Genomic DNA, 13,113 nt, shown 5'->3' with positions numbered 1-13,113 from the left:
GTAGGCTGGGGCATCATGACGGTCAGGAGTGTGGCGAATGGTGGACAAGCAAATGGATCGGCTCAAACCGGCCATTCATCCCACTTACAGCCGGGTGCTGTGCGCCCATCTGAAGCAGGAAGGCTTCAGCGATGCGGATATTTTTTCCGGTACCCGGCTGGCCTGGCAAGAGCTGCTCAGTGAGCATCGCTATCTGAGTCTGGAGCAGCTGTCCCGCTTGATACGCCGGGCCCAGCAGCTCACTGAAGAGCCCTGGATCGGGCTGAAGATCGGGGCGAATACGCCGGTGACGGCCCACGGCGCCCTGGGTTATGCGGTGGTATCGGCCCCGGATATGCGCACCCTGCTGTCAGTGGTGGCCCGCTTTGTGGGAGTGCGGTTGCAACTGATCCAGCTGCGCTTCGAGGAGCATGATGGCTGGGGCCAGTTATGGTTGCATGAGAACGTGGATCTGGGGGACTGCCGGGAGTTTCTGCTGGGGGCCCTGCTGGGCACTTACTTCCAGATGACCGATGCGGTTTCCGCCGGACGGATTCGGGAAGCCCGGGTCCAGCTGCCTTTCCCGCGTCCCGTCTGGGCGGCGCACTATGAGCGTTTGCTGGGCTGTCCGGTCATTTTCGGTGCGGACCACTTTCTGGTTGAAATGCCGCCGGAGCAGCTGGGATCTCCCTGTCTGACGGCAGACCCGACCATGCATCGCAATGCCACTCGGGATTGTGAACACCAGCTCAAGCAGCTGGAAAAGGGGGGCGCGTTCAGTCAGCAAGTGAGCATGGTGCTGCTGGATTGCCAGGGAGAGCTTCCTTCCCTGGAGGCCATGGCGGAGAAATTTGCCATGTCCACGCGCACCCTGATTCGCAAACTGAAAGCGGAAGATACCCGTTACCAGGAATTACTGGATGATGTTCGAAGTGAACAGGCCGCCTGGTTATTGACGGAAACCAGCCTGCCCATAGAGCGCATTGCCGAGCAGCTGGGCTACCAGGATACATCGAACTTCAGTCGTACCTTTCGCCGCTGGTTTCAGACCACGCCTCTCGCCATGCGAAAGGCGTCCCGGGTGTAAAAGACCCCCGGCGCACAGGGGGGGATATTGCTTGCCGGGGTTGCCCTCTCAGTGTTGCTTGAGGACGAAATCCACTTTCTCGCGTACCGCACAATCCGGGCAGGGCCAGTCATTGGGAATCTGCAGCCAGCGGGTGCCCGGAGGAAAGCCTTCATTTTCCTCGCCACGGCTTTCGTCGTAGATGTAACCGCAGTTGGGGCACTGAAACTGGTGAGGGGTATCGAGATCCTGTTCCGCCTGACGGGCAGCCGCCACGGCACCCTCTGCCACATCCGGTTCCGAGTCGGCGCTTTGATAGGTCACGGCGGGCTGCTGCCATTTTTTCAGCAGTTCCTCGCGCTTGTCCGGTTGCAGATTGGCCAGGCTAAGATCGCCCTTGTAATGCTGATAAACCAGCGGATCCATTTTCTGGTACCAGACAAAGGGGATATAGGCCGGCATCAGCATGGAGGCATAACCGGAAGGCAGCTGCGGGCTGTCGTCGAAATGCCGCAGGGCCTGGAAGCGCCGGGTAGGGTTGGCATGATGATCGGAATGGCGTTGCAGCTGATAGAGGAACAGGTTGGTAACGATATGGTTGCTGTTCCAGGAGTGTCTGGGTTCGCAGCGCTCATAGCGGCCATCGGCCTTCTTCTGGCGAAGCAAGCCATAGTGTTCCATGTAGTTGATCACTTCCAGCAGAGAGGCACCATAGAAGGCCTGAAGCAGCAGGAAAGGCAATACGATCCAGCCCAGCCACAGGGTCAACAGCCCGAACAGCACCACGGTCATCAGCCAGGCCTGCAGGTTTTCATTTTTCAGTGACCACAGTGGCTCTTCGCAACGTGCCAGGCGCTGGGCTTCAATCTGCCATGCGGATTTGACGCTGCCGATCATGGTGCGCGGCAGGAAGCGCCAGAAGGATTCCCCCATGCGGGCACTGGCCGGGTCCTCTGGTGTGGCCACGTTCTTGTGATGGCCCTTGTTGTGCTCCACAAAGAAGTGACCATAGGCCACTGGCGCCAGTGTGATCTTGGCCAGCCAGCGTTCGGTTCTCGATTTCTTGTGTCCCAGTTCGTGGGCAGTGTTGATGGCGATCCCGTTCACCGCGCCGACACTGAAGACAAGACCGACCAGACCCCATAACGGGACTTGTCCCTGGGCCACCAGCCAGGCACCCAGAATCGTGGCCAGGTATTGCATGGGAATATAGGCATAGACGATCAGGCGGTAATACTTGTCGTCTTCCAGTTGTGGGACGGCAGACTCCGGGGGGTTATTGGTATCGGTGCCGATGAGCCAGTCGGCAAACGGGATCAGGCCATACACCAGGAAGGGACCACCCCATAGCAGACCGGGCCAGTCCCAGATAAACAGGTAAATGAGTAGAAACGAAACAGCCAGCACCGGAATGGCGGGGCTGAGTAACCAAAGGTAACGTTTGCCGTCATGCCAGTCAGAAAAAGCGGTGGTTTGTTCTGCTGATTTCATCTCTCCACCCTACGTGCCAGGTTGTGACTTTTACGCTATACCCAATGTTGCGGGTGGCCAAGCCATGGTTTGTATTAACTTGGCAACCTGCCTGCACTTTTTGCGGCAATAATTTGCATTTTAAGAAAGATCATAAAAGGATTGTTTAAGACACAAAGGCACGATGGGATAGAAAAAACGGTCGCAGCGCCGTTTCCCCAACAAGCCGGTGAAAGATAGCGAATGCATCGCTCAATGTTTCGGGAGAGACGATATGGATAAATCCAACGATTCTCGAGAGTATGACGTGCTGATTATTGGTGCCGGATTATCCGGCATCGGCGCCGCCTGTCATCTCCAGAAAGCGTGCAGCGACAAGACGTTTGCCATTCTGGAACGCCGGCAGGCCATGGGGGGAACCTGGGATCTTTTTCGCTATCCGGGTATCCGTTCCGATTCGGACATGTTCAGTTTCGGTTACGGCTTTCGTCCGTGGAATGAGTTGCAGGTGCTGGCGGATGGCCCTTCCATTCGGAATTATATCAAGGAAACGGCTGACGAATTCGGAGTCAGCCAGCATATTCATTACGGGTTGACGATTACCGGCGCGGACTGGTCTTCCGATGAAAAAATATGGACAGTGACAGCGCGACAGGAACGTCATGGAGAGACAGAAAAATTCCGCTCCCGTTTCCTGATCGGCTGTACCGGTTATTACAATTATGATCAGGGTTATCTGCCGGAATTTCCCGGCATGGAACGTTTTCAGGGGACCTGCGTGCATCCCCAGCAATGGCCCGAGGATCTGGATTACCGAAACAAGAAAGTGGTGGTGATCGGCAGCGGCGCCACCGCCGTTACGCTGGTTCCCGCCATGGCGGAAGAGACCGCGCATATCACCATGCTGCAGCGCTCCCCGTCCTATATTTTTTCGGTGCCCGCCTATGACAAGTTTTCTGAATGGTTGGACCGTGTATTGCCGTCTGGCTGGGTGTATCGCATGGCCCGCTGGCGGAATATCAAACTGCAGCGTTTGATTTATTTGTTGGCAAAAAAGTATCCCGATTTTACCCGCAAGCTTTTGTTGTCCAATGTCCGGCGCCATGTGGGAAAAGATTTCGACATGACCCACTTTCAGCCTGTCTATCAACCCTGGGACGAACGACTCTGTGCGGTGCCGGATGCGGATCTTTTCCGGGATTTGCGTGAGGGCAAAGCGGACATCGTCACCGACCACATTGATACCTTTACGGAAAACGGTATCCGTCTGAAATCCGGCCGCGAACTGGAGGCGGATATCATTGTTACCGCCACCGGTCTGAACTTGCAGGTACTGGGGGGCATGGAGCTTTCCATCGATGGCGCTCCCCTGGATGTCAGTGAACGGATGACCTACAAGGGCGTGCTGATGGAAGGGGTTCCGAACATGGCCTGGATTTTCGGGTACACCAATGCCTCCTGGACCCTGAAGGCGGATATTGCGTCGGCCTATATTTGCCGTCTGCTCAATTATATGGATTCGGAAGGCATGGCGGTGGTAACTCCGCAAGGGGACAGCGATCTGACATTGGCAGACAGGTCAATCATGGATGCCCTGGCTTCCGGCTATGTGAAGCGCTCCAGTCATAAGCTGCCGCGCCAGGGACGTCACCATCCCTGGAAGGTTATGAACCATTACAGTAAAGACAAGCACATGCTTCTGGAGGAACCCGTGGAAGATGGCTTGCTGTCCTTTTCCCGCTAATCCCGGGCAAGAGGAATAAGCGCGAGTTACGAGTTACGAGAAGCAAATTGATGCTGCCTTTCGCGCCTCGTGACTCGTTTCTCGCTACTTCCCTCACCCACAACACTTCTTGAATTTTTTTCCGCTACCACAGGGGCAAGGGTCATTTCGGCCGCGCTTTAGCGGGATTACCGAGGGCGTGCCGTCCAGGTAATACCAGTGGCCGTTTTCGCACACGAAACGGGAGCGTTCCTCGAGCACACTCAAGCCCTGGCGATCCTTGCTGGTAGCGCGAAAGTGGACCCAGCCGGTATCGCCCTCTTCACCGCTGGCGATAATTTCCAGGGCAAGCCACTGCGGGTCATCATCAAGATTCAGTCCAGGGGGGCGCTGGCTCAGGTGCCAGCTCTGGGCGATGTAATCGGTATTTTTCAGCGCAAAGGCGGAAAACCGCGAGCGCATCAGCGCTTCTGGCGATGCGGCGGGTTTGCCCTGGTGAAGGGGCTGACAGCAATGTGCGTAGTCCAGTCCGGACTGGCAGGGGCAAGCGCTCATGGGCTCTCTCCGCGAAAGCAATCGAACAGGGCCAGCAGATCCTGGCGCAGTCTGGGCCGATTGTCGGCCCGGGGATCATTCAGTACCAGCGCATTCATGGCGCCGTTAAGCAGCACGGCCAGGCCTTCGGCACTGCCGGAAAACTGCAGGGCGCCTTCTTCCATGGCTTCACGGATGCCTTCACACAACAGCGGGAAGCTGTAGCGCTCGTCCAGGGCTCGCCAGCGTTCCTGGCCCAGCACGGAGGGGGCTTCGACCACCAGGATGCGTCGCACATCGTCCCGCGCCATGAAGTCTACCCAGGCCAGACTGCCGGCTTTTAACGTGGCCAGGCTGCCGCGCTGCCCGGCCACCGCCTTTTCGATGGCGACCATGGCTTCCCGGCTGAGCAGATCGCAGACCGCTTCGAACAGCTCTGCCTTGTTGCGGAAATGGTGGTACATGGCGCCCCGGGTGACCCCGGCGCCGGACAGAATGGTCTCGGTGCTGGTGTCCGCGTAGCCCTGTTCGGCAAACAGGTGACGGGCAGCATTGATCAGGCAGCCGCGGGTTTGGGCGCGGCGTTGGGCATTGGTGGCCATGAAATCCTCTTTCGGTTGACAAACAGACTATCAGTTTGTTTTTATTTTCTCAAAACAGACTAATAGTCTGTTTTATCCCAAGGAGGTATCCGATGAAGATCCGCGACCGTTACCCCATTGTGGTGACCGAGCATAAAGTGGCCTGCCGGGATTTCTGGCAGCGGTATTTTGGTCTGGATGTGTTGTTCGACAGCGACTGGTTTGTACTGCTTGGAGACGCGCAGCAGGGCAGCGTGGTGGCGTTCATGAGTCCGGATCATCCCTCGGCACCGCCGGGTCCGGACACCTTTGGTGGACTGGGTATGTGTCTGGAGATCGAAGTGGAGGATGCCCGCCAGGCGCTGGCGGATTTCCAGTCCAGAGGGGGGGCGGTGGCGTACCCGCTCAGCGACGAGCCATTCGGTCAGCGCCGCTTCGGCCTGCGTGACCCCTCCGGATTATGGGTGGATGTGGTGGATCAGATTGCGCCGCAGCAAGGCTATTGGGATCGGTACATGCAGACGGTGTGAGGGTGGTCGTTGGAGCTTTGCTCGCAAAACAAATTCCCGACAAATGTGCCGACGTAAACCTTCGCTTTGCGAGCAAAGCTCCAACGGTAGACGGCAAAGCCTAGAGGCTCAGCAGGTGCTGCTCGATGGTAAAGACATGCTCATCGTCAGCGTCCAGGGCGCGCAGGGCTTCAGCAAGCTGCAGCAGATAGTCCCGGTTACTGCCGCTGGGACCGTGGCTGGTGGCAATGTGACGGGCAATCAGCAGCTCGTCGCTCTGGCCGAGAAAGGCGGCATTGTCCTCGGTGGCGATGTAGACCAAGCCGTCAGCCTGATCGCCATCGGCGAAGGTCAGCGGGGTGCGAAATCGCAAATAGCCATTTTTCTCCCGGTGGTCCAGATGCTCGAACACATCCGGGGTGATGCGGTAGGCCATCCCGGTGCAGAGGGCGCCCGGTGCCGGTATCAGCGTAACCACACGGCCCGGGTTTTCCGGGGTGCCTCGATGGTCGTGGGATCCTTGCCAGAAGCGGCGCGCCCAGTCGCGGATGGTAGCGGGGCGGCGTTCCAGAAAGGGAAAATCCGCCTTGTAGATCAGCGAGCCATAGCCAAACAGCCACACGGGCTGGTGTGGATCCAGCGGGTGGCGCCGGCGGTTCTCTGCAGAGGTGTCGAGCATACTTTTCTTGATCCCGGTTCGGTGTCTTCACGGTCTCGGCGTTATACTCCGGGCTCAGTCTCACTGCCGGGGAAACCATGAAAGACGTGCGCGAAGAATATCATGCCGAGGGCCTGAGCGAAGCGAACCTCCACACCGATCCGGTGGAGCAGGCCCGGCGCTGGGTGGATGAAGCCATTGAGGGCGGGCTGCCCTTGCCCAACGCCATGACCCTGGCCACGGTCAGTGCTGACGGCCAGCCTTCCAGCCGGGTGGTGTTGCTGAAAGGAATCGAGGGCGGTGGCTTTACCTTTTTCACCCACTACGACAGTCGCAAGGGGGAAGAGATTGCGGCCAACCCCAAGGTATCGTTCACCATGTTCTGGCAGCCCTTCGATCGGCAACTGATCGTGATCGGTGAAGCCCGAAAAGTGGATGAAGAAGAGTCCGACAGTTATTTTGCGTCGCGGCCCTATGCCAGCCAGATCAGCGCCGCCATCTCCCCCCAGAGCCAGCCCGCCAGCCGGGAATGGCTGGAAGCGGAAGTGGAGGCTTTGCAACAGCAGCACCCGGAAGCGCCCGTGCCCCGACCAGCCAACTGGGGTGGCTACCGTATCATGCCCACGGAAATCCAGTTCTGGCATGGCCGCCCCAGTCGATTGCATGATCGCTTTCGCTATCGCAAACAGGCAGACGGGAGTTGGGTGCGGGAGCGGCTTGCGCCGTGAATTGATAGTTAATAATGAATAATTAATAACGCGCGCAAGAGCACCGGAGCTATCCAAACCAAGAGGCCGCGTCCAAACTCTGGGCGCGGCCTCTTGCCGTTTGAAAGACTCGCAGCGTCAACCCGCGAGCTATTAATTATTCATTATTAACTATTAATTGCCTTTCGCCGCCAAATCGTCGCCAACAACGATCCGGACAGATTGTGCCAGATGCTGAACAGGGCCCCTGGCAGGGCGGCCATGGCGCTGAAGTGTTTTACTGCAAGCGCCACACCCAGACCGGAATTCTGCATGCCCACTTCGATGGCCAGGGTGCGGGCGCGCTTTTTGTCCAGACAAAGCAGGCGCGCGATGCCATAGCCACTGGCCAGGCCGAGACCGTTATGGGCCACCACGGCAATAAAGATGGCCATGCCGGCCTGGGCAATATGGCCCTGGTTCAGGGCGACGATAATCCCGATCACCCCCACAATGGCCGCCACGGACACCAGCGGGAAGACATCCCGTAGCGGTGCCAGCTGGCGGGCAAATCGGGTATTGAGAAAACAGCCCACGGTCACCGGCAATAGTACGATCTGCAGCAGGGAAATCAGCATGCCATCAATGGGCACCGGGATGCGCTCCCCCAGATACACCCAGGTCAGCAAGGGCGTGGCAACCACCGCCAACAGGGTAGAGGCAAAGGTAATGGCCACTGACAGAGCCACATCCGCCCGCGCCAGATAGGCGATCACGTTGGACGCGGTGCCGCCAGGACAGGCACCCACCAGCACCAGCCCCACCAGCAATTCCTGGGGGAGCTGCAGGGCGATGCCGATGGCAAAGGCGAGCAGTGGCATCAGGCTGTACTGCAGCAGCAGGCCCAGGCCAATGGTGCCCGGCTGGCGCAGCACCCGCTGGAAATCCTCCCAGGTCAGCGACAGGCCCATGCCGAACATGATCAGCATCAGTAGCGGCACAATGGCCCCCTTGCCGCCCACCAGCAGGGCCGGCTGCCAGTAGGCCAGCAGGGAAAACAGCAGGGCCCAGAGTGGAAAGAGTTGGGTCAAGCGGTGGAGCATTGCGGTCGCCTGTCAGTGTGCAAGGCGGCCAGTGTAAGCTGACTAGGGTATCGACGCACAGGAGCAACCCGTCTTTGTCTGCAGGAGCGTCGCTGGCGGCGCGATATCAGCCTATGGAATCGCGCCGCCAGCGACGCTCCTACGTCAAAGGGGAGTGTTGATGATCAAACGGTCAGATAACTCTTGATCAAGGTATCATCCAACTCACCCATCTCGCCTTCCGCCACCTTGCTGCCACGGTCAAGAATGGCAAAACGGTCAGCGGTGGCACGGGCGAAGTGCAGCTTCTGCTCCACCAGTAACACGGTGAGGCCTTCTTCCTTGTTCAGGGTTTTAATCACCCGGCCGATCATGTCGACGATATTGGGCTGAATCCCTTCGGTGGGTTCATCAAGGATCAGCAGTTTCGGGTCCAGCGCCAGGGCACGGCCGATGGCCAGTTGTTGTTGCTGTCCGCCGGAGAGATCGCCGCCGCGGCGGTTGCGCATTTCATGGAGTACCGGGAACAGCTCGTAGATGCGATCCGGGATTTTCCTGCTGCGATCCGGACGGGCCTGCAGACCGGTTTCCAGATTCTCCTCCACGGTGAGTAGCGGAAAAATTTCCCGCCCCTGGGGCACATAACCGATTCCTGCCCGGGCCCGTTCTTCCGCCGCTTGTTTGGCATAATCGAGCCCGTTGAATTCAATGCTGCCGCTTTTCACCGGTAACAATCCCATGATGGTTTTCAGCAGGGTGGTCTTGCCCACACCGTTGCGGCCCATGACGCACAGGCATTCGCCCTGGGTTAGCCCCAAATCCAGATCCCAGAGGGTGTGGGATTCGCCATAGTACTGGTTGACGTTGTTCAGTTTCAGCACGGTGTTAACTCCGTAACAGTATTTCGAAGCCGCTCTCTGCGCTCTGCGAGTATGAGGCACGAATGCCTCGCTCAATTGAGAGTGCCGAGAAGCGAGTAACGAGTTGCGAAAACCCAAAAATCTTTTGCCTTTCGAGACTCGCTTCTCGTAACTCAAAACTGGATGCTTGAGCCTCATAATGGCAGAGCACAGAGAGCGGCGCTCCTACAGGGGGCTGTTATTCGCCCAGGTAAACTTCGATGACTTTGGGATCATTCTGCACCTGCTCCATGGTGCCTTCCGCCAGTACGCTGCCCTGGTGCAGCACGGTGACGGTGCTGGCGATGGAGCGGATGAATTCCATGTCATGTTCGACGACAACCACCGAGTGTTTGCCGGCCAGGCTTTTCAGAAGTTCCCCGGTGCGTTCCACTTCCTGGCGGGTCATCCCGGCGATGGGTTCATCCACCAGTAGCAGTTGTGGTTTCTGCATCAGCACCATGCCGATTTCCAGCCACTGCTTTTGTCCGTGGGAAAGCAGGCCCGCCACCTTGTGTCGGTCTTCAAGCAGACCCACGGTGGCCAGAGTGTCCTCGATCCAGTTTGTCTGTTCGCCGCTTAATCGGGTGAACAGGGAATGCCAGGGCCCTCTGGGACCGTTCATGGCCAGCTCCAGGTTTTCAAAGGCGGTGTGTTCGGGGAACACGGTGGGTTTCTGAAATTTTCGACCGATGCCGGCCATGGCGATGTCGGTTTCGCTCATGGCTGTCAGGTCCAGGGTCTGACCGAAAAAACAGGTGCCGCTATCCGGTCGGGTCTTGCCGGTGATCACGTCCATCATGGTGGATTTGCCTGCGCCGTTGGGGCCGATGATGCAGCGCAGTTCGCCGGTCTGGATGTACAGGGTCAGATCATTGAGGGCCTTGAAGCCGTCAAAACTGACGGTGATATCTTCCAGATAGAGAATGTTCTTGCCACTACCGGAATCCAGCTGACCGGGCGCCACGGCACGGGTGCCCTGGCGCATGAAATCGAAGACCTGGTCGCGGCGAAAGGTGTCGCGCAGGTTATCCAGTGCGCTCATGGGGCCTCTCCTTCTGCCGGGGTGAGGGTGTCGTTATTTGTTTTCTTTGGCGGGAATTGTTTGCGCAGAGCCGCCCATCTCTGGCTGACCAGACCCACCAGACCTTGGGGCAGAAACACGGTAACCGCCACAAACAGCCCGCCCAGGGCAAACAGCCAGGCCTCGGGCATAACGCCGGTGAAAATGGTCTTGCCGTAGTTGACCAGGATGGCGCCGATTACCGCCCCATATAAGGTGGCGCGTCCGCCTACCGCTACCCAGACCACCAGCTCGATGGAATTGAGCGGCGAGAATTCCCCCGGGTTGATGATGCCCACCTGGGGCACATAGAGCGCCCCGGCAATGCCGGCCAGAATGGCGCTGACGGTGAAGATCCACAGTTTGTAATGTTCGGTACGGTAACCCACAAAACGGGCCCGGGATTCCGCATCCCTCACCGCCATGACCACCCGGCCCAGCTTGCTGCCGGTGATCCAGCGGCACAGCACAAAGGCTATGGCCAGAGAGAGGGCGGTGGCGATCAGCAGGCCCACACGTGTGCTGTCGGACTGCAGGGAAAAGCCCAGCAGTTCCTTGAAGTCGGTAAGACCGTTGTTGCCGCCAAAGCCCAGTTCGTTGCGGAAGAAGGCCAGCATCAGGGCATAGGTGAGTGCCTGGGTGATGATCGACAGATAGACGCCGGTAACCCGGGAACGAAATGCCAGCCAGCCGAATACGAAGGCCAGCAGGCCGGGGACCAGCAGGATCATCAAGGCGGCAAACCAGAACTGATCGAAGCCCTGCCAGTACCAGGGAAGCTCGTCCCAGTTGAGGAACACCATGAAGTCGGGCAACTCCGGATTGCCGTAAACGCCCCGGTCGCCGATCTGGCGCATCAGGTACATGCCCATGGCATAGCCACCCAGGGCAAAGAAGGCCCCATGACCCAGGCTGAGAATGCCGCAATAACCCCACACCAGATCCAGCGACAGGGCCAGCAGGGCGTAACACAGGTACTTGCCCAGCAGGGTGACGGTGTAGGCGCTCACGTGCAGTGGCGAGTCCGGCGGGAAAAACTGGTTGAGCAGGGTCACCACCAGGGTGGCGCCCAGCAGGACGCCCATAAAGGTTTTCGCGGTGCGATCACTGAAGGCACTTTTGAAGGTTGAGTCTCGCATATTACTCCTCCGCGGCCCGGCCACGTTGCGGGAACAGACCCCGTGGTTTGCGCTGGATAAACAGGATGATGAAGATCAGCACGATGATTTTTGCCAGCACGGCTCCGGCCATGGGCTCCAGCAGCTTGTTGGCGATCCCCAGGCTGAAGGCGGCGGTGAGAGTGCCCCACAGATTGCCGACACCGCCGAACACCACGACCATGAAGGAATCGATGATGTAGCTCTGACCCAGGTTGGGCCCCACATTGGTGAGCTGTGCCAGGGCCACCCCGGCGATGCCGGCGATACCGGAACCCAGGCCGAAAGTGAGCGCATTGACCCGCTCGCTACGAATCCCCATGGCGCGGGCGGTGGTCCGGTTCTGACTGACAGCTCTGACCTGCAGGCCCAGGCGGGTTTTCTTCAGCAGCGTGAGCAGGGCCAGAAACACGGCCAGGGCAAAGAAAATGATGTAGAGGCGGTTATAGGTCAGTGAGAACACCGGGTTGATTTCCAGTGCGCCACTCATCCATTCCGGTGTTACCACGGTGCGATTCAGGGGCGAGAAAATCACCCGCACCGCCTGCTGCAGAATCAGGCTCACCCCGAAGGTGGCGAGCAAGGTTTCCAGGGGACGGCCATACAGGAAACGGATCACAAAGCGTTCAATCAGAATGCCCACCAGTGCCGACACCACAAAGGCGGCAGGAATGGCGATCAACAGCGACCATTCGTGGCTGTTGGGCAAAATTTGTTGAATCACATAGGTGGTGTAGGCGCCGATCATGATCAGCTCGCCATGGGCCATGTTGATCACACCCATGACCCCGAAGGTGATGGCCAGGCCGATGGCGGCAAGCAACAACACCGAGCCCAGGCTGAGGCCGAAGAACAGGGTGTCGGCGGTCTGGTAGCGCTCGATGCGGGCTTCGATGCGGGCCAGCGCCTTTTCTGCCGTGCGCACTTCCGCCGGGTTGTCGCTGGCAGCCACCCGGTCGCGCAGGGCGTTCTTGGCCGCCGGATGCAGACTGTCGGCCAGAGCGTCGATGGCATTCAGGCGGGCGGCCAGATCGTCGTTGTCCAGGGTGGCAATGTTCAGGGCCACATCAATACGGTCCTGTACCCGGGCAACGGTTTCCTTGGCCCGGCGGGCTGTCAGTGCCGAGAGCATTTCCGGGTCGGCATTGCCGATCAGCTGGCCGGCGGCCTGATAGCGTTGCTCGCTGTCCGGGCTGGCCAGGTCGCGCAGGGCCAGTTGATTATTGATGACGGTACGCAGGCGGTTATTGATCACCACCGGGCGGGCATCCCGTGATCCCACCTGTTGTTGTTCGGCTTCGCTGACGGGGTCCAGCAGTAGCCAGCCGTCACTGTTCTTGCGACCCAGTAAAATGGCGCCGCTGTCCCGGTGTTGCACCAGGTCGCGGTTCATCAGGGCATTGAGCAAAGGCACCACGCGCGGGTGGTCCTGCTCGGCCAGTTGGCGAATGGCCGTTTCCTTGTCATCAAAGCTGCGGCTGGCCAACTGGTTAAGAATATCGTGGAGGCCGGGGCCTGGGGCCGGGCCTGTGTCTGTGGCCAGGTCGGCCAGCACCGTATTGCACAACGCTGCCAGCAGCAGGGTTGTCAAAAACCGGCCAATAGCGTGACCCATAGTGGGCTCCTTACAGACTGGGTGTATCGAAAAAAGCCGGTTACCAGCGTGCGCGTTAGCGCACACGGATAACCGGAGAGGGTCGGATCGT

General features: G+C 58.8%; 13 protein-coding genes. 4 read left to right on the top strand and 9 right to left on the bottom strand.

All coding sequences use genetic code 11. The features are described 5' to 3' along the window. Positions 1 to 37: 37 nt before the first annotated feature. Positions 38 to 1,066: an AraC family transcriptional regulator gene (locus C4S63_RS13595; protein ID WP_103917887.1), complete on the top strand. Its 1,029-nt coding sequence runs from the start codon at positions 38 to 40 to the stop codon at positions 1,064 to 1,066. Positions 1,067 to 1,114: 48 nt separating this feature from the next. Here C4S63_RS13595 and C4S63_RS17655 read toward each other — a convergent pair whose 3' ends face one another. Then, the gene (locus C4S63_RS17655) at positions 1,115 to 2,536 is read right to left on the bottom strand and encodes a fatty acid desaturase (protein WP_103917886.1); all 1,422 of its coding nucleotides are present in this window, start codon (positions 2,534 to 2,536) and stop codon (positions 1,115 to 1,117) included. A gap of 253 nt (positions 2,537 to 2,789) precedes the next feature. Between C4S63_RS17655 and C4S63_RS13585 the strand changes: the two genes are divergently transcribed. Further along, positions 2,790 to 4,259, top strand: coding sequence for an NAD(P)/FAD-dependent oxidoreductase (locus C4S63_RS13585; protein ID WP_103917885.1), 1,470 nt, complete (start codon positions 2,790 to 2,792; stop codon positions 4,257 to 4,259). A gap of 93 nt (positions 4,260 to 4,352) precedes the next feature. On the opposite strand, the gene C4S63_RS13580 is transcribed toward C4S63_RS13585, so the two are convergent. Then, positions 4,353 to 4,793 (bottom strand): YchJ family protein, encoded by a 441-nt coding sequence (locus C4S63_RS13580; RefSeq protein ID WP_103917884.1) that lies wholly within the window; start codon positions 4,791 to 4,793, stop codon positions 4,353 to 4,355. Beyond that, entirely contained in the window at positions 4,790 to 5,374 is a 585-nt protein-coding gene (locus tag C4S63_RS13575) for a TetR/AcrR family transcriptional regulator (protein WP_103917883.1), read from the bottom strand. Before C4S63_RS13575 ends, C4S63_RS13580 begins: the two co-directional genes overlap by 4 nt. 92 nt (positions 5,375 to 5,466) lie before the next feature. Between C4S63_RS13575 and C4S63_RS13570 the strand changes: the two genes are divergently transcribed. Continuing rightward, complete coding sequence (locus C4S63_RS13570) at positions 5,467 to 5,883, top strand: VOC family protein (RefSeq protein ID WP_103917882.1); 417 nt, start codon at positions 5,467 to 5,469, stop codon at positions 5,881 to 5,883. A gap of 100 nt (positions 5,884 to 5,983) precedes the next feature. On the opposite strand, the gene C4S63_RS13565 is transcribed toward C4S63_RS13570, so the two are convergent. Then, a complete protein-coding gene (locus C4S63_RS13565; protein WP_063508360.1) occupies positions 5,984 to 6,541 on the bottom strand; it encodes a gamma-glutamylcyclotransferase in 558 nt (185 codons plus the stop codon). 77 nt (positions 6,542 to 6,618) lie between these two features. On the opposite strand from C4S63_RS13565, the gene pdxH reads away from it, so the two are divergent. Further along, positions 6,619 to 7,248, top strand: coding sequence for a pyridoxamine 5'-phosphate oxidase (gene pdxH, locus C4S63_RS13560; protein WP_103917881.1), 630 nt, complete (start codon positions 6,619 to 6,621; stop codon positions 7,246 to 7,248). Positions 7,249 to 7,394: 146 nt separating this feature from the next. On the opposite strand, the gene C4S63_RS13555 is transcribed toward pdxH, so the two are convergent. From C4S63_RS13555 to urtB, 5 genes are all read right to left on the bottom strand, one after another. Beyond that, positions 7,395 to 8,309 carry a bile acid:sodium symporter family protein gene (locus tag C4S63_RS13555; protein WP_103917880.1) on the bottom strand — a complete coding sequence of 305 codons (915 nt, stop codon included), beginning with the start codon at positions 8,307 to 8,309 and terminating at the stop codon, positions 7,395 to 7,397. A gap of 164 nt (positions 8,310 to 8,473) precedes the next feature. Next, positions 8,474 to 9,169, bottom strand: a complete 696-nt coding sequence (urtE, locus tag C4S63_RS13550) for an urea ABC transporter ATP-binding subunit UrtE (protein WP_062817181.1) — start codon at positions 9,167 to 9,169, stop codon at positions 8,474 to 8,476. Between the two features lie 217 nt (positions 9,170 to 9,386). Further along, on the bottom strand, positions 9,387 to 10,232 hold the full coding sequence (gene urtD, locus C4S63_RS13545; protein WP_103917879.1) for an urea ABC transporter ATP-binding protein UrtD: 846 nt from the start codon (positions 10,230 to 10,232) through the stop codon (positions 9,387 to 9,389). Next, positions 10,229 to 11,389 (bottom strand): urea ABC transporter permease subunit UrtC, encoded by a 1,161-nt coding sequence (urtC, locus tag C4S63_RS13540; RefSeq protein ID WP_103917878.1) that lies wholly within the window; start codon positions 11,387 to 11,389, stop codon positions 10,229 to 10,231. Before urtC ends, urtD begins: the two co-directional genes overlap by 4 nt. Before the next feature lies 1 nt (position 11,390). Continuing rightward, positions 11,391 to 13,022 (bottom strand): urea ABC transporter permease subunit UrtB, encoded by a 1,632-nt coding sequence (gene urtB, locus C4S63_RS13535; protein ID WP_103917877.1) that lies wholly within the window; start codon positions 13,020 to 13,022, stop codon positions 11,391 to 11,393. Positions 13,023 to 13,113: the final 91 nt, after the last annotated feature.

This window comes from Alcanivorax sp. DSM 26293, from assembly GCF_900107995.1.
Classification (GTDB): Bacteria; Pseudomonadota; Gammaproteobacteria; order Pseudomonadales; family Alcanivoracaceae; genus Alcanivorax.
The sequence above is the reverse complement of the archived record's forward strand: the minus strand, read 5'-3'. Positions and strand labels throughout refer to the sequence as shown.